This window comes from Cellulomonas jepli (assembly GCF_047229345.1).
Classification (GTDB): domain Bacteria; phylum Actinomycetota; class Actinomycetes; order Actinomycetales; family Cellulomonadaceae; genus Cellulomonas_A.
In genome coordinates this window covers 1-17,837 of sequence record NZ_JBFTER010000030.1, presented here as the reverse complement: position 1 = coordinate 17,837, position 17,837 = coordinate 1, and the positions used below count along the sequence as shown (strand labels likewise).

15 protein-coding genes are annotated in these 17,837 nt (G+C 75.9%); 4 read left to right on the top strand and 11 right to left on the bottom strand.

Annotated features, from left to right (window positions below; translation table 11 throughout):
• Window positions 1-13 precede the first annotated feature (13 nt).
• From rfbA to AB6N24_RS09300, 6 genes are all read right to left on the bottom strand, one after another.
• A complete protein-coding gene (gene rfbA, locus AB6N24_RS09325; RefSeq protein ID WP_412869121.1) occupies window positions 14-892 on the bottom strand; it encodes a glucose-1-phosphate thymidylyltransferase RfbA in 879 nt (292 codons plus the stop codon).
• Between the two features lie 88 nt (window positions 893-980).
• Window positions 981-1,946 carry an NAD-dependent epimerase/dehydratase family protein gene (locus tag AB6N24_RS09320; protein WP_412869120.1) on the bottom strand — a complete coding sequence of 322 codons (966 nt, stop codon included), beginning with the start codon at window positions 1,944-1,946 and terminating at the stop codon, window positions 981-983.
• Complete coding sequence (locus AB6N24_RS09315; protein WP_412869119.1) at window positions 1,939-2,955, bottom strand: glycosyltransferase; 1,017 nt, start codon at window positions 2,953-2,955, stop codon at window positions 1,939-1,941. The genes AB6N24_RS09320 and AB6N24_RS09315 overlap by 8 nt, the downstream gene beginning before the upstream one ends.
• Window positions 2,956-3,050: 95 nt before the next feature.
• A complete protein-coding gene (locus AB6N24_RS09310; RefSeq protein ID WP_412869118.1) occupies window positions 3,051-3,569 on the bottom strand; it encodes a GtrA family protein in 519 nt (172 codons plus the stop codon).
• Window positions 3,566-5,812: a hypothetical protein gene (locus tag AB6N24_RS09305; RefSeq protein WP_412869117.1), complete on the bottom strand. Its 2,247-nt coding sequence runs from the start codon at window positions 5,810-5,812 to the stop codon at window positions 3,566-3,568. Before AB6N24_RS09305 ends, AB6N24_RS09310 begins: the two co-directional genes overlap by 4 nt.
• 316 nt (window positions 5,813-6,128) lie before the next feature.
• Window positions 6,129-8,087, bottom strand: coding sequence for a hypothetical protein (locus tag AB6N24_RS09300; protein WP_412869116.1), 1,959 nt, complete (start codon window positions 8,085-8,087; stop codon window positions 6,129-6,131).
• Between the two features lie 291 nt (window positions 8,088-8,378).
• Here AB6N24_RS09300 and manA point away from each other — a divergent pair, with 291 nt between their 5' ends.
• The gene (gene manA, locus AB6N24_RS09295; protein WP_412869115.1) at window positions 8,379-9,572 is read left to right on the top strand and encodes a mannose-6-phosphate isomerase, class I; all 1,194 of its coding nucleotides are present in this window, start codon (window positions 8,379-8,381) and stop codon (window positions 9,570-9,572) included.
• 45 nt (window positions 9,573-9,617) lie between these two features.
• Here the strand turns inward: manA and AB6N24_RS09290 are convergent, their stop codons facing one another.
• The 4 genes from AB6N24_RS09290 to AB6N24_RS09275 are packed head-to-tail and all read right to left on the bottom strand — an operon-like array spanning window position 9,618 to window position 13,190.
• A complete protein-coding gene (locus AB6N24_RS09290) occupies window positions 9,618-10,292 on the bottom strand; it encodes a class I SAM-dependent methyltransferase (RefSeq protein ID WP_412869114.1) in 675 nt (224 codons plus the stop codon).
• Window positions 10,289-11,179 (bottom strand): ChbG/HpnK family deacetylase, encoded by an 891-nt coding sequence (locus AB6N24_RS09285; RefSeq protein WP_412869113.1) that lies wholly within the window; start codon window positions 11,177-11,179, stop codon window positions 10,289-10,291. The genes AB6N24_RS09290 and AB6N24_RS09285 overlap by 4 nt, the downstream gene beginning before the upstream one ends.
• A complete protein-coding gene (locus tag AB6N24_RS09280) occupies window positions 11,176-11,952 on the bottom strand; it encodes a glycosyltransferase family 2 protein (protein ID WP_412869112.1) in 777 nt (258 codons plus the stop codon). The genes AB6N24_RS09285 and AB6N24_RS09280 overlap by 4 nt, the downstream gene beginning before the upstream one ends.
• Window positions 11,949-13,190 carry a hypothetical protein gene (locus AB6N24_RS09275; protein ID WP_412869111.1) on the bottom strand — a complete coding sequence of 414 codons (1,242 nt, stop codon included), beginning with the start codon at window positions 13,188-13,190 and terminating at the stop codon, window positions 11,949-11,951. The genes AB6N24_RS09280 and AB6N24_RS09275 overlap by 4 nt, the downstream gene beginning before the upstream one ends.
• A gap of 246 nt (window positions 13,191-13,436) precedes the next feature.
• Between AB6N24_RS09275 and AB6N24_RS09270 the strand changes: the two genes are divergently transcribed.
• Entirely contained in the window at window positions 13,437-14,318 is an 882-nt protein-coding gene (locus AB6N24_RS09270; protein ID WP_412869110.1) for a hypothetical protein, read from the top strand.
• 49 nt (window positions 14,319-14,367) lie between these two features.
• Here the strand turns inward: AB6N24_RS09270 and AB6N24_RS09265 are convergent, their stop codons facing one another.
• Window positions 14,368-15,138, bottom strand: coding sequence for a TIGR03089 family protein (locus AB6N24_RS09265; protein ID WP_412869109.1), 771 nt, complete (start codon window positions 15,136-15,138; stop codon window positions 14,368-14,370).
• Window positions 15,139-15,341: 203 nt separating this feature from the next.
• On the opposite strand from AB6N24_RS09265, the gene AB6N24_RS09260 reads away from it, so the two are divergent.
• Complete coding sequence (locus tag AB6N24_RS09260; protein ID WP_034634424.1) at window positions 15,342-15,677, top strand: WhiB family transcriptional regulator; 336 nt, start codon at window positions 15,342-15,344, stop codon at window positions 15,675-15,677.
• Window positions 15,678-15,709: 32 nt separating this feature from the next.
• Window positions 15,710-17,837: glycosyltransferase family 2 protein (locus AB6N24_RS09255; protein ID WP_412869108.1), on the top strand; the 2,128-nt coding region annotated here is incomplete at its 3' end.

The window sequence follows — 17,837 nt, the reverse complement described above, 5'->3', positions numbered from 1 at the left end:
GGGGGCGAGGACGTCAGAGGTGCGCCTTGCCGAGCTCGAGCAGCCCGAGCAGGTACGCGCCGTACCCGGACTTCGCGAGGGCCTCGCCGCGCGCGCGCAGCTCGTCGTCGCTCAGGAAGCCCATGCGCCAGGCGATCTCCTCCGGCGCGCTGATCTTGAGCCCCTGGCGGTGCTCGATCGTGCGGACGTAGTCCGACGCCTCGAGCAGCGAGTCGAACGTGCCCGTGTCGAGCCACGCGGTGCCGCGGGGGAGGACCTCCACCTGGAGGCGGCCCTGCTCGAGGTAGGTGCGGTTCACGTCCGTGATCTCGTACTCGCCACGGGCCGACGGCTCGAGGTCCCGTGCGATGGCCACGACGTCGTTGTCGTAGAAGTACAGGCCGGGGACGGCGAAGCTCGACCGGGGGTGCGCCGGCTTCTCCTCGAGCGACAGGGCCTTGCCCTCGGCGTCGAACTCGACCACGCCGTAGCTCGTCGGGTCCGCGACGCGGTAGGCGAAGACCGCGGCACCGTCGATGTCGGCGAACCGCTGCAGCCGCGTGCCCAGACCCTGCCCGTAGAAGATGTTGTCGCCGAGGACGAGCGCCGCCGACTCGCCGCCGATGAAGTCGGCTCCGAGCACGAACGCCTGCGCGAGCCCGTTCGGCTGCTCCTGCACCGTGTACTGCAGCGAGATGCCGAACTGGGACCCGTCACCGAGGAGGCGCTCGAACGCCTCCGCGTCGTGGGGCGTCGTGATGATCAGGACGTCGCGGATCCCGGCGGCGATCAGCGTCGACAGCGGGTAGTAGATCATCGGCTTGTCGTACACGGGGACCAGCTGCTTGCTCACGCCCAGGGTGATGGGGTGCAGACGCGTTCCGGAGCCGCCGGCCAAAATGATTCCTCGCATGGCCGACAGTCTGCCGCATGGCAGGCCGTGCCCGGGACGCTCCGGCGACCCGATGTGCTCCCGGCCTGCGGCGACGCGCTGCGCGACGTCAGCGGAGCGGGCCGGCGACGGCCGCCGCGAGCGTGCCCTCACGGTGCGCGCGCAGCACGGCGTCGGCGGTGCGCCGGACGCCCACCGGCAGCGGCACGATGCCGGACGGCCGGTCGAGCGGGCGCGTGCTGCGCAGCCGGAGGTCCCGGATGTGCCCCGGCGCGGTGCCGATCCGCTGCGTCAGGCCGACCCGGCTGTGCGTGACGTTCTGCACGACGTGCACGAGCTCCGCGATGGTCGTCGCACGCTCCGACGCGAGGACCCGGACGCCCTCGCCCTCGCCGTCGCTCGCGCACAGCCGGCGCACGCACTCCCACACGAGCGCCGCCGCGTCGTCGACGTACAGGTAGTCGCGCAGCGTGTCCATCGGCACGTAGATGCTGATCGGGCGGTTCATCGCCGCCTGCACGCACATCTGGCTGATCAGGCCCTGGGGCTTGTCGAGGCGCTGGCCGGGCCCGTAGAGGGTCGAGAAGCGGCCGACCGCCACGCGGGCGCGCCCGGCGAGGAGCGACGCGGCGAGCTCCTCCTGGCGGAGCTTGGTGCTCGCGTACGCGCTCGTGGGGTGCACCGGGGTCAGCTCGTCGAACGGTGGCGCCGGCGAGCCGGCGAAGACGCTCGCGGACGACGAGAGGAACAGCGAGCCGCGGCCGGGCGGCGTGCGGTCCGCGAGCGCGCGGACGAACGCCTCGAACGTGACGAGCTCCGCGGCGAGCTTGTCGGGGGACGTCGCGATGACCCCGGCGCCCGCCGCCCAGACGATGCACCACGCGTCGTCGGGTCCGAGCCCGGCGCCGAAGCGCTCGAGCTCGGCGCTCAGCAGGGCGGCGGCCTGCTCGCCGTCGGACCACGGGACGGTGCGGGCGGCGAAGAGCTCGGCGTCGGCGGCGAGCCGGGTGACGGCACGGCCCAGCAGGCCGCCCGCTCCGACGACCCACACCCGCGGACGACGCGCGTCAGGCATCGTCGTCTGCGGGCTCCCGGAAGGCACGCGCGGGGTCGCTCACCACGACGTAGAGCGGCTTGCCCATCGACATGCTGGCCGCCGTGCCGACGTACTCCGCGATGACGCCGAGCGACACCATGACGACGCCCCCGACCACGAGCTGGGTCACGACCGCCGAGGTCCAGCCCTGGACGATCGTCTCGCCGGTGAGCCGCTGGATGACGAGCCAGAGGGCCAGGACGAGGCCGCCGAACGCCGTCAGGAAGCCGAGGCCCGAGATGAGGCGCAGCGGCCGGGTGCCCGACGACAGCACGAGGCGCCAGAAGTGCGACACGAGCTGACGGGTGCGGTAGTTCGAGGCCTCACGACCTTCGTCGCGCATGCGGACGGGGCACGTGGCCGCACGCGCCACGACCCAGCCGAGCGCGATGTCGAGGTACACGCCGGGACCCATGTACGCCGCGACGCTGCGCCCCTGCTCGCCGCCGATCAGCCGGAAGCTGTGGAACGGGACCGACGGGCCGCCGGCGAGCAGGCGGAGGAAGACCGTCTTGACGGTCCACGACGCGAGGTTCCGCAGGGGCGAGTGCGGCGGCTTGTTCGTCGGGCTGGCGTAGACGAGCGTCGAGCGCTGCCGGAAGGCCGTGTCGAGGAGCGCGCCGATGTCGGCCGGGTCGTGCTGCCCGTCCTCGTCCATCGTGACGATCCAGTCGCCACCCGTCGCGGTCATGCCGGCGACGGTCGCCGCGTGCTGGCCGAAGTTGCGGGACAGCCACACGGGCCGCACCCATGGGTGCTTCTCCGCGAGCGCGCGGATGACGTCGTCGCTCTCGTCCGGGCCGCAGTCCCACGCGAGGACGAGCTCGACCACGCGGAAGCGGCGGCCGTCCGGCGTCGTGCGGGGCTCGCGGAAGTCGGCGAGCTCCTCGACGAGGCCGGGGAGCGTCTCGGCGCCACGGTAGACCGGGACCACGATGCTGATGTCGTGGACGCGGCTCCGCCCGGCCGGGTCGAGCTGCTGCGTCACCAGGTGCCCTTCAGGAGGAGGAGCTCGCGCACGAGCTCGGGTGGTCGGGTCCGGCCACGTGGGGTCTGCGACCCGGGGCCGGGACGGACCGGAGTCTATCGGGCAGAGCCGGGGGCGTCGGCCGGTCCGGGAGGGAGCGTCGAGGTGCGCGCGGGACGGAACACGAGGTGCTTGTAGAGGAAGAAGTTCCACACCGCTGCCACGAGGATGCCGCTGCACTTGCCCGCCACGAGCCCCAGCGCCGACCAGGCGGGGAGCACCGCGTCGACCACGGCGACCACGGCGACGATCACCGCGGGCTGGATGACCCAGATGCCGATCGCGCAGACGACGAAGAACAGCGTCACCTCACGGACGACGTGGCCCGTGCGGCCGAAGACGAAGCGCCGGTTGCCGAGGAAGCTCACGGCCATGCCGGCGGTCGTCGACACCGTGTTCGCGAGCAGCAGCCCCGCTCCGGCCCAGGAGAGCAGCAGGAACAGGCCGAGGTCGACCAGGGTGTTGACCACGCCGACCGACGCGAAGCGACCGACCTGGTGGCGCGCCGCACGGCTGAGCCGCGCCCGCAGTCCGGTCGCTGCCGCCTCGTCGGGACCGACCGTGCGCCCGCTCACCGTCCGGCCTCCGTCGAGCCGGTCCGCGGGTCCGGACCCCCGGCGGCGCGGCTGGGTCCGGGGGAGCGGCGCCCGCGCGGGTCCGGGTCACCGCGCTCGTCCCGGGGGGCGTCCGCCGTGTCGCCGACCTCCGCGTCGTCGCCGTGGGCGCGCCCGCGCGGGCCGGCCTGCTGCTCGCGCCGGACGCGGCGCACGAGGCGGAGACCCACCGGCCAGAGGACGAGGACCAGGAGCCCTGCGCCGAACGCGACCCAGGCCGCGCCCATCCCGGGGAGCGTGTACGTCACGGTCAGGGTGGACGTGCCGCCCGGGACGTCGACGAGGAGCTCGGCCGCGTCGCCCCGGCGGACGGGTGCGGCCGAGCAGTCGCCGGCGACGCACACCTCGGCCGCCCACCCCGGGTAGTACGCCTCGTTCAGCTGGAGCGTCGTCCCGCCCGCGGGGACCGTGACGTCGTAGACGAGCGGCGTCGCGAGCGCGGAGGACACGGGCGTCACCCGGACCCCGGGTCCGCAGGCGCCGTCCTGCGCGCACGCCACGACGTCCTGCGGATCGGGCAGGCCGCCGTCCCGGTCGGTCGCGAGGGCGATCCCCGGCGCCGACCAGAACTCCGCCGCCACGGGCAGGACGGCCGGGTCGAGGAACTGGGCGCGCATGGTCTCGAACGTCTGGGTGCCCTTGAGGTTCACGTACCCGAGGACGCTCGGCTCGCGCGTGTAGTACGCACCGCCCCACACCGTGTCGAGCATCGACATCTCCGTGACGGCGTCGCCGGGGCGCGCGCGCGGGGGGCGTCGCTCGCCGTCGGCCTGCGCATCGCGACCCCGTGCCACCAGGTCGTCGACGGGCGCGCCGAAGCCCGCCTCCTGCGCGGCGCGGTCCACGCGCCAGGGGGTGGGCGTGGCCTCCACGGCGAGCAGCCCGGAGCACAGCGTGACGACGGTGAGCCCGACGACCGCGACCCGCGCGCCGCCCCGCGGCGTCATCACGGCGACGGCGACGAGCGCGGCACCGGCGAGGACGAGCGACCACTGCGCCAGCCAGTCCGTCCGGGTGAACGGCCCGTGCAGCCCCAGCACCGCGGCACCGACGACGAGCAGGACGAGGTAGCCGATCCGCGTCGCACCGAGTCGCCGGGCGAGCGCGCGGGCCGACCCGGCACCCGTCGAGGCCCCGGCGACGAGGCGGTGCGCCCCGGCCATGGCGAGCACGCAGGTGGCGGCGAGCAGCACGACCTTGAAGTCGTCGAGGCGGAAGCGGCTGAGCTCCATCCCGGGCAGCAGCTCGACGAGCGGCGCCCACGGGAGGGCGGACACGCCCAGGACGACGGCGGCGGCCGCCGTGCCCGCCGCGACGCGGGCGACCGGGGTGCGCCAGGCCACGAGCCCGGCGAGCACCACGGCCGTGACGGGGATGAACAGGGACCGCATCGTGATGTCGTTCGGCAGGGTCGGGTCGCCGTAGGGGTAGAAGAGGGTGCCCACGACGCCCCACGAGAACACCGACGCGTCGCCCGCAGCCGGCGCACCGAACCCGCGGACGAGCGCGAACGGGAGGAAGCGCAGCAGGGTCATGGCGGCGGCGGCGCCGACCGCGACGGCGAGCGGGACGAGGTAGTCGCGCAGGCGCGGGCGCAGCGTCAGCTGCACCAGGAGGACCCAGACCGCGAGCGTGTAGACCGCCGCGATCAGGGCGCCCGGGTACATGGCGAGGAGCGCCTGCCACAGGAGCAGGCCGGCCAGCGGCGGGGCCCACCAGCGGCGCCACGGCCACTGCGGGGACAGCACGAGCAGCACCCAGGGGAGCCACGCGTAGCCGCGCATGATGTCGAGGTGCGACCCGTGGGCGTAGAAGCCCGAGACGAAGAACCAGGCGACCAGCCCGAGCACCGCCGCGACGTGCGCGAACCCCCAGCGCCGCCCGAGGACGTACATCCCGAGCGCGCCGAAGCCCACGTGCAGCGCGGACAGGACCGCCGACGCGTGCAGGTCGAAGGTCGTCAGCGTCGCCGTGATCCCGACGGGGAGGTACCACGAGCTGTTCTGGAGGTTCAGCGCGCCGGGGTAGCCGCCCCACAGGTACGGCATCCAGTCCGGCGGCGAGAAGAACGAGCCGTCGCGCCACCAGGCGTACGCCTCGGTGTTGTAGTGGCTCAGGAAGTCCCACGGCGGTATCGACCGGCCCGTGAGGTACTCGTGGAACACCAGGACCTCGAGCGCCACCAGGACCCCGAGGACGGTCACGGCGCGCACGGTGCGGTCCCGGCTCCAGCCGGTCCGCCCCCGCGGCCGCTCGCCGTGCTCGTCGGGCGCGGGGGCGGGATCCGTCGGCGTCTGCTGCTCCAGCGTCACCATCGGCGTGCCGCGCGGGTCGACGGGGTGGGCGACGAGGCGGGACCGCCCGGTGCGCCGGCGGGGACGAGGGTGCTCACGGCTACACAGTCTGCCGCACGGGCCACCCTGCCCGAGCCCGCCGCGACGGCTCTCCCGGCGTGCCGGCACCGGGTCCGGCACGCTGCGAGGTGCACGGCCGGGGACGTGCCCCGGTGGCCCGTCGGGCTCACCAGCTCACGACGCGCTCCGCCAGGTCGGGCCGCGAGAGCTCGGACGCGAGCCTGTCCTGCAGCACGGCGCGACGGGGCGGGGAGACGACCACGACTGCGTCGTCGTCCTGCTCCAGGACGCGCAGGCCGCGCGCGAGCTCGTCGCCGTCCTCCGGCGTGAGGTAGGAGAAGTTCGACGGCAGCAGGACGGTCCCGCGGCGGTCGGCCTCCTGCGTCCACTCCCCGCGCAGCGCGAGGTACCACTGCTGCGCGCTCGCGGGGTGGACGACCTCGGGGGTGTCCGGGGTCAGGTACACGCCGTGCCTGCCCGGCGGGATCTCGGCCTCGGCGGCGGCGAGGACGTCGAGCATCGAGGCCGACGGCGTCAGCGCCTGGAGCACGGCCCGGTCGGCGGCTCCCGGCGCGGTCGCGGGGAGGTCGACGGGGCCCTTCGCGAAGCCGGTGAACCCGAAGACCTGCGTGGCGGCGAGCGCCCCGAGCGCGGCGACGACGGCGGCGACCGGCCGGGACGGTCGCGGGCCCCCGGGCGTCGACCCCAGGAACGCGGCCAGCCCGACCGCCGCGAGCGTGCAGGCGACGAGCGCGAGGCCGGTCATGAACTTCCACTCGTAGTACGACAGCACGCCGTCGGCCACCAGCTGGAAGACCCCGATCCCCACGGTGACGATCACGCCCGGCACGGCGAGCAGCGGCACCCACGAGGTCCGCTCCTGCACGTCGTCGTGCCCCGTGCCCGGGGACCGTCGGATCGCGGCGCGGCTCGCGACCCCCAGCGCGAGGCTCGCGAGCGTCGCAGCCGTGAGGAGCGCCACGGGTGTGGCGCTGATGCCCCCGCGGGTGGTCAGGACCTCGCCGGGACGCAGTGCGGAGAGGATCACGGCAGCACGGAGACAGCCCAGACCGGCCAGGGCCACGATCGCCCCGGTGAGGACCCACGCCCGCCGGCTCGCTCGCAGACGCTCGCGCCGCCAGGGGAGGAGGACGAGTGCGGCGGCGGGGAGCGCCAGCGCGAGCAGGAGCACCCAGCTGTGGGCGACGCCGACGACGAGCGCGCCCACCGCGGCCGCCCGCAGCGGGTCGGCGACGCGGTCGGCCTGCACGGCGACGAGCGGGACGCACGACGCGAGGATGCACACGAGGGGGAAGTTCGCGAAGCCGTCCGCGAGTGCCGCCGACCCCGGGCCGAGCACGTGTGCGGCCACGACGAGGGTGACGACGGGTGCCGCGACCGCCGGCCGGGAGCGCAGGGCGGGAAGCGTGCACAGCCCCGCCGCGAGCACCGCGAGCGCGACGACGACCACGCCGGCCGCGGCCCGGCCGTTCTGGGCGAGGGCGATCGTCGTCGTCTCCGGCATCCCGGGCGACACGAGCTCGGCGAGCCCGGCGGCGAGCGCGTGGAAGCCCTGGGGGTAGTCGTCGAACTTCCACGCCTCACCGCCGGGAGCGGGCCCGAGCGCGTCGATCGTCGCGCCGTTCAGGCGGATCGCCTGGATCATCGCCTGGTGCGCCGAGTTGTCCCACCCGCGCACGAGGATCGCCAGCATCGTCCCGCCGTCCGCGACGAGCCGGGGCAGCTGGACCCACGCCGCTGCGGCAGCGGCGAGCACGGGGAGGAGATCGATCGCACGGACCTCCGGCAGGAGCGTCCGCAGACGGGGCCGCGGGTGCCGTGCCCCGGCGACACAGCCGGCGAGCGCCCCGGCGACGAGGGCGAGCACCACCGTCACGCGACCCGGTTCGCCGGGCGGGAGGCCGACCCACCACAGTGCCGGTGCGGAGCCGAGGACGAGGGCGCCCGTCAGGAGCAGCCGTCCCGAGAGCGTCCGAGCCGTCGGCACCAGCACGAGGAGCGCTCCCGCGACGACGAGGGCGAGCGCGCCCTCGAGCAGGCCGATCTGGCGCAGCGCGACGACGCCCGCGGACACGAGCAGACCGACGACCACCCCGCGCGCCACCGGGGCCGTGCTGGTCCTGTGCTGCGCCGGGACCGTGGTCGGAGGCCCGGCCGGCCCGGCCGCGGTCGTGGGCGGGGCTGGAGCGGCGGTGGTCGTGGGCGGGGCCGGAGCCGCGGTGGTGCTCACCGCCGGGCCGCGGGGCGGGTGGGCTGCGGGCGTCCCGTGGTGCGGGCGGACATCGTCCCTCGTCTCCGTGCGCGCCGGGGAGCCCCGGCCCGATCCGGTGCCTGCACCTGCCGCGCGGCCCCGCCCGATACGGTAGGGCACTCGACAGGCGGGGAGGAGACGAGCGTGCTACCGATCACCGGGTCCGAGCGCCACTACGCGTGGGGCTCTCCGGACCTGATCCCCCGGCTGCTGGGCGCCGTCCCGGGCTCCGAGCCGGTGGCGGAGCTGTGGTTCGGCGCGCACCCGAGCTCGCCGAGCGGTGTCGTCGGTGCCGGCGCCCCGGACCTCGCCGCGCTCGTCGCGCAGGACCCCGAGCACGTGCTCGGGGCGGGGGTGCGGGCACGGTTCGGCGACGGGCTGCCGTACCTGCTCAAGGTGATCGCCGCGCAGAGCCCGCTCTCGCTCCAGGTGCACCCGGCGGTGGACCGCGCCCGGGCCGGGTTCGCCGAGGAGGACGCCCGCGGGATCCCGCGCGACGCGGCCGTCCGCAACTACAAGGACCAGAACCACAAGCCCGAGCTCGTGTACGCGCTCGGTCGCTTCGAGGCCCTGTGCGGCTTCCGCGCACCCCGCCGCGCCGCGGAGCTGCTCGAGGGGCTCGACGCGCCGCTCGCGAAGGACCTGCACGGCGTGCTGACCGCCCAGCCGTCGTACGAGGGCATCCGCGCGGCGTTCACCCAGCTCCTCGAGCCCGCGAGCCGGCCGGCACCCGAGGAGGTCGAGGACCTCGCGCGGGCGTGCGCGGCCCGGCTGTCCGCCGGCTCCCCGTCGCCCCGGGCGGACCGCACCGTCGTGCTGCTCGCGCGGCACCACCCGGGCGACCCCGGGGTCGCGACGTCACTGCTCCTCAACCCGGTGACCCTGCACGCGGGCGAGTCGATGTTCGTCCCGGCGGGCGGCGTGCACGCCTACCTGAGCGGGCTCGCCGTCGAGGTCATGGCGAGCTCCGACAACGTGCTCCGGGCCGGCCTCACGCCCAAGCACGTCGACGTCGACGAGCTCCTGCGCAACGTCGACTACGTGGCCGCGCCCCCGATCCGGATCGCGCCCGAGACGTTCTACGGCGCGACCAAGGTGTTCTACGCGCCGGTCGACGACTTCGAGCTCTCGGTGACGACCGTCAGCGACTCGAGCAGGCACCCGCTGCCCGGGCGGGGGCCACGCATCCTGCTCTGCCTCGAGGGCGAGGTCACGGTGTCCTCGACGGGCGACGGCGCGCTGCGGCTCACGCGGGGCCAGGCGGCCTTCGCGCCGGCGTCCGACGGCCCGCTCGAGGTCGCGGGCGCGGGTGTGCTCGTGCAGGCCGACGTCCCCTGAGCGCACCGGCCCGAGCGGCGGCGTGCGACCACCAGCCGGCGGGCGTCAGCGGCGGCGTGCGACCAGCAGGTGGTGCGGGTGGACGCGACCCCGGTCGAGCCTGCGCGCGTCGACGTCGAGCCCGAGCTCCTCGAGCCAGCGAGCCGTGGTCCCGGGCGCCACGAAGTCGAACGACGAGCCCTCGGTGATGCGCAGGACCTTGACCGAGAGCGTCTCCTGCGCGGTGTTCCACCGGACCTTCCACGACGGCTCGGTGCCCATCTCCTTGACGACGAGCGTGCCGCCCGGGGCCAGGTGCGAGACGGCCTCGGTCAGCAGCCGGCGCTGCTCCTGCGCGGGCAGCAGGTACAGCACGTCCACGAACACCACCGCGTCCCACGGCCCCTCCGGGACGGCACCCGACGGAGCCGCCTCGAAGACGAGCCGGTCGGACCCCGCGGCCTGCGCGGCGGCCTGGGCGTGCGCGATCTTCTCGACGTCGATGTCGACTCCGGTGATCCGCCGCCCGGGCTCGCGCAGCGCGGCGTAGGCGCTGAAGAGGCCGTGCCCGCAGCCGATCTCGAGGACGCGCCCCTCGCGCGGGACGGCGTCGGCGACGGCCGGGAACGGCGCGCTCCACCACCGCACCGCGACGTGCGCGCGCACCGGGGCCGGCGCCGTGCGGAACAGCCGGAGAGCGGCCCGTCCGGCTGCGTCGGGACGGCGGTCGAGCACGCTCACGAGGGGGTCCCTTCGTCGGTCGTCGCACGCGCGGTGCCCGTGCCGGGTGCGCCCGGGGGCGCCAGGGCGGTGAAGCCGCCGAGCTCGTAGCCTGCCGCAGCGACCGCGGACCGGGTCGCGGGGTCCACGAGCGCGGCGAGCTCGTCGGCCCAGCGGTACCCCCAGGCGAACCGGCCCAGCTCGCCGTCGCCCGCCTCGCCGGGGTGGGCGTTGAGCTCGGCGCTCGGCCGGCCGCGGGCGGCGAGCGAGCGGACGGTGGCGGTGAACCGGGCCGCGTCGAGCGCGCCCGCCTCGTCGAGGCCCGCGTAGTCCTCGGTCGAGGTGAGCCCGGCGCGCCGGAGCCGACGCGCGGTCACCTCGGTGAGGGTGCGGACACCGAGGCCCACGACCCCGTGCGCCCGGCTGCGCGGCAGGCGCACGACCGGGACGTCCCGCGCGAGCGCGAGCTCGGTGACGACCGCGGCGACCGCCGGCCACAGGTGCGTGTGCTGGTGGGTGTCGACGTGGGTCACCGGGACCCCGACGCCCAGGACGCGGTCCAGCTGGGCCCCGAGCTCACGGCGCAGGTCGTCGGGGTCGATCCGCCCCGCGAGCCCGCGTGCGACGACGGTGCGGTAGCTCAGCGGGAACGCACCGCGCCGGTCGACGAGGGTCGGCACCTCGCGCGCCGTCAGCAGCGGCGGGTCCTCGCCGACGACCGCCAGGTGCGCACCGGCCTCGAGCGTCGGCGTCGCCCGTAGCATCGCCGCCGCGTCGTCGAACGCGCGCCCCACCGCGAGCAGCGACGTCGCGGTGACCACGCCCTCGAGGTGCGCCCGACGGACCGCGCGGTTGACCCCTGCGGTGAGCCCCAGGTCGTCGGCCGTGACGACGAGGAGACGCGTCACGGCGTCTCGTGCGTCGCGGTCACCGGTGTGATCCGGCGCAGGTCGGAGCGCAGCCGCATCATCTCGCCGAGCATGGTGCGGATCACCCCGAAGGACGACAGCGTCGACACCCCGCGCGTGCGCGGGAAGTAGTCCACCCCGATCTGCAGGACCTGGAAGCCCGAGCGCTGGGCCCGGATCACGAGCTCCGCGTCGATGAACGAGCCCTCGCTGACCAGCGTGACCCCGTCGAGCACGCGCCGTCGCACGAGCTTGAACGCGAAGTTGATGTCCCGCAGGCGAGTGCCGAACATGGCGCGGACGAGCCCGTTGTAGACGAACGAGTACACGGCACGACGCGGTCCCTCGCCGGTGCGGTCGAGCCGGTAGGCGCTCACCACGTCGGCCTCGTAGGTGCGCAGCACCCGCAGGGCGCGCACGAGCTCGACCATCTCGAACGGGAGGTCGGCGTCGGTGTAGAGGACGACGTCGCCGGTCGCGGCCGCGAAGCCGCTCTTGATCGAGCCCCCGAGCTTGCGGTTGCGCTCGTGGTGGACGACCCGGACGTGCGGGTCCGCGGCGGCGAGCGCGTCGGCGAGCTGCGGGGTCGCGTCGGTGGACGCGTCGTCCACGACGATGAGCTCGTAGTCGAGCACCTGCTCCGTCGCGACGAGGTGCTCGCAGATCTCGCGCGCCGCCCCCACGGCACGGTGGATGTACAGCTCCTCGTTCCACATCGGGAAGAAGATCGTGAGCTTCTTGACGACCTCGGGTCTGGGCAGGGGGTCGATCACGAGACAGCCACCGATCGTCCGAAGAGGGAGGTGAGGAGGAGGAGCAGCGCGGCGCACACGCCGAGGGCCACGGGCCGGGCCCAGCGGCGCTCGGTGCGGGTGAGCAGGTCCCCGGCGGCCGCCAGCACGGGGAAGGCGACCAGGACGTAGCGACCGGTGCCCATGAAGTCCTTGGTGCCGAGGATCGGGATCAGCAGCACCACGAGAGCGTAGACCGCGTACCCCCAGCCGAACCGCAACCACGCCCGCCGCAGCAGCAGCACGGCGCACAGGCACGCCAGCGCCTGGAGCGTGAGGAGCGCCGCCACGTCGTACGGGCCCTGGACGACGGTCCCGAGGTAGATGAGCTTGAACCAGGTCTTCGGCCCCACGCCCTGGTTCCAGCCCGGCGCGGCCTCGACGTCGACGAACGCGAGCGGGTTCCCGAACTCGAGCCACAGGTAGAGGCACCAGGCCACCAGGCCGCCCGCGGAGAGCAGGACACCCACGTGGCGGACCCGGACGTCACGGACCGCGCTCAGCAGCTCGCGCCACGACACCGGGGCGGACCCGTCGCCCGCCGCGGCGCGCCGGTCCTCCGCGATGATCTCGAGCGTGCGGACCACGAGCCCGACGGCCACGGCGACGCCGACGGGACGACCGGCCGTCGCGAGCGCGCCCACCAGCCCTGCGGCCCAGAACCAGCGACGCTCGACGAGCAGGAAGGCACCGAGCGCGCAGAGGAGGAAGAGCGAGTCGGCGTACATCGCGCCGTAGAGGAAGAACGCGTACGGGTACAGCATGAGCACGGCGATTGCCGTGACGGCGGCGGGCCGGGGGAGCCGGTACCAGACCCAGCGGCCGAAGAGCAGGACCGCAGCCCCGCCGGCGACCACCGCGAGGAGCGAGCCCGCGACCTGGACGTCGCCGACCAGCGCCGCCAGCCCGCGGACGCCGAGCGGGTAGACCGGGAAGAAGGCGATCGACGACTGCCGGCCCGGGACGTAGAGGTACCCGTCGGACGCGATGCTGTAGTACCAGCCCGCGTCGTACTGGAACCAGCCGTCGAGCCACGAGGGGCCGCGCAGCACGCTCGTCCAGCCGTGGTCCGGCCGATAGCGCTCGGACAGGGCGACGACCGTGGTGAGGACCACGGCGACGGCCAGGAACGCGGCTGCGACGGTGCGCCACGGGTACGGCTCGGCGGCGGGGGTGCCGCCCGCGGCGCGCGGGCGGGCGTGGTGGTCCTGCGTGTGCACGAGAGATTCCCCTAGCTTCGCGCCGCTCGCTGCGGCGCAGGGTGCAGCCTAGGGATTACCTGTGGCGAGCGAGGCGAGTTCCCAGAACCTCCACAAACGTGGAGAGGCTGCGGAGGTGGTCCTCCCGAGGCGCGGGGGCGCGGGGTGCAGGACGCCGGACCGGCTAGTGTCCTGGTCGACCGCGGGCCGATCCGCGGTCCGCCCGCGCCCACGGTGCGGGCGACCGACGAGCAGGACGGGCCCATCATGACGGCGGCGCTCCTCGGGCTCGCCGCCGCGGCCCTGTGCTCGGGGACCGCGACGATCCTGCAGGCCGTCGCCGCGCGCCGCGAACCGGTGCGCCCGGGGCTCGACACCGCCCTGTGGCGCGGCCTCGCGCGGAGCGGGACCTACTGGTCGGCCCTGGTGCTCGTCGCGGCGGGCTTCGGGCTCTCGTTCCTCGCGCTGCGGTCCCTCCCGCTGTTCCTCGTCCAGGCCGGCCGGGCGTCGAGCCTCGTCGTCGCCGCGCTGCTCGCGACCCTCGTGCTGGGGGCCCGCCTGCGGTGGCCAGAGGTGGCGGCGCTGGCGGCGGTGGGGGGCGGCCTGGTCGTGCTCGCGGCGGCGGTCGAGCCCGAGCCGGCGACGGCCGCGGGTGCCGCGGGCACCACGTCCCTGGTCGTGCTCCTGGCCCTCGTCGTGGTCGGCGCGGTGGCCGCCCTGGGGCTGGGCGCGTCGCGGGGTGCGGGGCTCGCCCTGGCCGCCCTGTCGGGCACCTCGTTCGCGGTGCTCGCGGCGGCCGCCCGGACGCTGCCGGCCGAGGGGCTGGTCGACCTGCTCGTGGAGCCGGTGGCGTGGTGCCTGGCGGTGGGCGGGGGGCTCGGGCTCGCGCTCGGTGCGCTCGCGCTCCAGCGGGCGCCCGTCGTGGCCGCGACGTCCGTCGTCGTCGGGGTCGAGACCTGCCTCGGCGCGCTGCTCGGCATCGTGCTCGCGGGGGACCGCCCGGCGCCGGGAGCGGGTGCGGGTGCGACGACGGTCCTCGCGTTCGTCCTCGTGCTCGTCGGCGCCCTGGTCCTGGCCCGGTTCGGCGCCCCCGAGTCCGCCGCCCCGCGCGCGGAGCGCGAGCCGCAGACGGGTCCGCCCGCCCACTGACCGCGGCGCCCGGGCGAGCCCGTCCGGGGCTCCCGGCCGGTGCCGCTCGTCAGCCGGCCGGTGCCGCGGCCTGCGCGGTGATCCGCTCGCTGTCGACGAGGCGGGCGCGGCGCGCGTCGTCGTCCGCGAGCGCGTCCGTGGTCGTGCGGTCGAGCGCGACGACGGACCCGTGGCCGGCGAGCGCGCTCCAGGTCGCGGCCAGGAGGTGCTCCGCGGACGCGGCACGCGGGGCGCCGCCGGGCGCGGGCACGAGGGTGCGCGCACCGGGTGGCGTCGGCACCGCGGACGTCGCCCACGCGCCGAGCCGCCCGTGGAGCACCGTCCCGGTCGGGGCGTCCAGCGCCAGGGCGCGGGCGTCCACCGCAGGGGCCCAGCCGATGGTGTCGCCGTACGTCATCACCGACGAGGCGGCGTCGACCGCGCCCGGGGGCAGGTCCCCGTCGAAGCGCCGGGCGAGCGCCCCGAGGGTCACCGCGACGAGCGGGGCTCCGCCCGCGTGGCTCGCCGGGCGGTCCGTCACGACGACGTCGCCCGCGGGCCGCGTGCCGTCGGCCGGCAGGACGACGCCCGCCCCGACGCGCCAGGTGGCCAGGGCCCACACGACGGTGCGCCAGTGCGCCGGCAGGTCGAGCACGACCCGGGTCCCGGGGCCGGCGTCGAGCTCCTCCACCAGCAGGTTGGCCGTCTTGGCCACCCAGTTCTCGAGCACGGCTCCCGACAGCTCGACGCGCTCGCCGCCGGGGCCGTACCAGGTCAGGCGAGGGCGTCCCGGCTCGGGCTGGAGCGCTCGCAGGAGGTCGGCGACGGTCGAGGGATGCATGCGGTCAGCGTAGGACGCGGCGTGTCGTGCCGTGTCGCGCACAATTCACCCGACAAACCACCCCAACTAGCACACGCCCGCTTGACGTACGGAAACGACACGCGTGTAATTCTGAGAACAGTTTCACCTGGAGCGAATCAGCGCTCCGACCCACGGGGCGGCGCGCACACGTGATGGCCAGCACGATCGAGCACGGAGGAATGATGTGGAATCTGCTCGACGGTGACGGATCCTTCCCCTCCGACGCACTCGGCACGACCCAGGTCGCCGAGCTGCCTTCGAACGTCCTTCCCCTGTTCGGCACGCCCGAGGACGACGGGCTCATGGGCTGGCAGGAGCGCGCCCTGTGCGCGCAGACCGACCCCGAGGCCTTCTTCCCCGAGAAGGGCGGGTCGACCCGCGAGGCCAAGAAGGTCTGCACCGGCTGCGACGTCCGCGCCGAGTGCCTCGAGTACGCGCTCGCCAACGACGAGCGGTTCGGCATCTGGGGCGGTCTCTCGGAGCGGGAGCGGCGCAAGCTCAAGCGCCGGGTCGTCTGACCCGAGCCGCCGCAGGGCATGATGTCGGCAGGATGACTGACTTCCCCCTGCCCCTGCGCGCCCCCTCGGAGCCCTCGCCCGGCGCCACGCGCCTCGCGCCGGCGGTGACCGCCGTCGTGGTGACCCTCGGCTCGACCCGCTACCTGCCGGCGACGCTGCGCGCGGTGGGGGCCCAGGACGTCGTGCCCGCGCGCGTGCTCGTCGTCGACGCCGGTCCGCGCGCGGACGAGGACGTCCCGCGCCTCGCGCGCGGCGCCTTCGCGGCCCTCGGGGCGGGTGCGCCCGAGATCGTCGAGCTGCACGTGCCGGGCGCGCGGACGTTCGGCGAGGCCGTCCGGCGCGCGCTCGCGGACGTCGCCCCGCCGAGCCTCGTCGCGCGGCCCGAGCGCGAGCCGGACCGCACGTGGCTGTGGCTGCTGCACGACGACAGCGCCCCTGAGCCGGCCGCGCTCTCCGAGCTGCTGCGCGCCGTCGAGCACGCGCCCTCGGTCGCCGTCGCCGGGGTCAAGCAGCGCACCTGGACCGAGCCGCCGCGCCTGCTCGAGGTCGGGGTCCGCACGTCGCGCTCGGGTCGCCGGATGACCGGCATCGAGGACGCCGAGGTCGACCAGGGACAGCACGACGGCCGGGAGGACGTCCTGGGCGTCGGCATCGCCGGAGCGCTCGTGCGGCGCGACGTGTGGGAGGAGCTCGACGGCCCCGACCCCGCGCTCGGCCCGTTCGGCGACGGCCTCGACCTGTCGCGGCGGGCGCGCCTCGCCGGGCACCGCGTCGTCGTCGTCCCCGCCGCCGTCGTGCGCCACGCCCAGGCCGGCTACGCGGGGCTGCGCGGGCGCGAGCGGCCGGGTGCCGACGAGGACGTCGACGCGGACGGCGACGGCCTCGCGGACGACGCCGACCCCCGCCGGTCGTTCGCCGCCCGGCGGCGCGCGCTCCTGCACCAGCGGCTCGTCACGGCGCCGCTGCCGCTCGTGCCCGTCGTCGCGGTCCTCGCGCTCGTCGTGGGCCTCGTGCGCGCTCTCGTGCGGGTCGCGACCAAAGAACCGCTGCTCGCGGGGACCGAGCTCACGGCGCCCGTCGGGGCGCTGCTGCACCCCGCGGCGGTCGTGCGGGCCCGCCGGCGCGGCCGTGCGACCCGTCGCCTGCCCCGCCGGGCGCTGCGCCCGCTGCAGGCGACGTGGCGCGACGTGTGGGACGAGTGGCGCGACCGTCGGCTCGCGGGAGCGGAGGTCCGGCGCACCTGGCGTGCGCCGAGCGAGCTCGAGCTGCGTGAGCTGGCCGCGCTCGCGACCCGCCGCCGCGTCGGGCTCGGTGCGCTCCTGGTGCTCCTCGCGGCCGCCACGACGCTCGGGCTCGGCTCGCTCGTCGGCCAGGCGGCGAGCGGCTCGTCGCTCGTCGGCCCCGCCCTCGTCCGGGCCTCCTCGGACCTCGGGGAGCTCACGCACGCCGCGCTCGCGCGCTGGGTCACGGGGGGCCTGGGCGACGCCGGGCCCGCCGACCCCCTGCTCGTCGTCCTCGTGCCGCTCACGGCGCTGCTCGGCGGTGACCTCGCCCGAGCGGTCGCGGTCGTGCTGCTGGGCGCGCTCGTGCTCGCGGGGGTCGGCGCGTGGTTCGCGGCCGGTGCGGCGACGCGCTCGGTGGGGACCCGGCTCTGGGCCGCCGCCGTGTGGGCGGGCGCGCCCGCGCTGCTCCTCGCGGTCGGTGACGGGCGGCTCGGCGCGGTGCTCGCGCACGCGATGCTTCCGTGGGTCGCGCTCGGCGTCGCGCGTGCGATCGGGGTGCAGCGCCGCGACTCGGTGCTGTCCGGGCTCGCCACGGCCCAGCGCGAGCCCGACGAGGCGGTCACGCAGGACCCGTCCGACGTGCGGCTCGCCGCCGGCCCGCCCGCCGACGAGCCGCACCGCGCGGGCGACGCCGACGCGCCGGTGGCCGGCCCGCGCGAGCACGTCGCCGGCGTGAGCGAGCCGTCCGCCGACGACGAGGACGTTGAGACGACCCGGCCGCGCGGCGCGCTGCCGCCGCGTGCCCCGTCGCCGGAGCCGGACGCGGCGGGTCGCCCCGACGCCTCCGAGCCGCCCGACGAGGACGTCGAGACCACCCGGCCCCGCCGGGCGCTGCCCGCGGCCGGCGCCGACCGCGTGCGTGCGTCGGCGCCCGTCC

Coding starts and splice junctions, on each gene's coding strand:
- rfbA (WP_412869121.1), bottom strand. CDS start 892: ATGCGAGGAATCATTTTGGCCGGCGGCTCCGGAACGCGTCTGCACCCC.
- AB6N24_RS09320 (WP_412869120.1), bottom strand. CDS start 1,946: ATGCCTGACGCGCGTCGTCCGCGGGTGTGGGTCGTCGGAGCGGGCGGC.
- AB6N24_RS09270 (WP_412869110.1), top strand. CDS start 13,437: ATGACGGCGGCGCTCCTCGGGCTCGCCGCCGCGGCCCTGTGCTCGGGG.
- AB6N24_RS09265 (WP_412869109.1), bottom strand. CDS start 15,138: ATGCATCCCTCGACCGTCGCCGACCTCCTGCGAGCGCTCCAGCCCGAG.
- AB6N24_RS09260 (WP_034634424.1), top strand. CDS start 15,342: ATGTGGAATCTGCTCGACGGTGACGGATCCTTCCCCTCCGACGCACTC.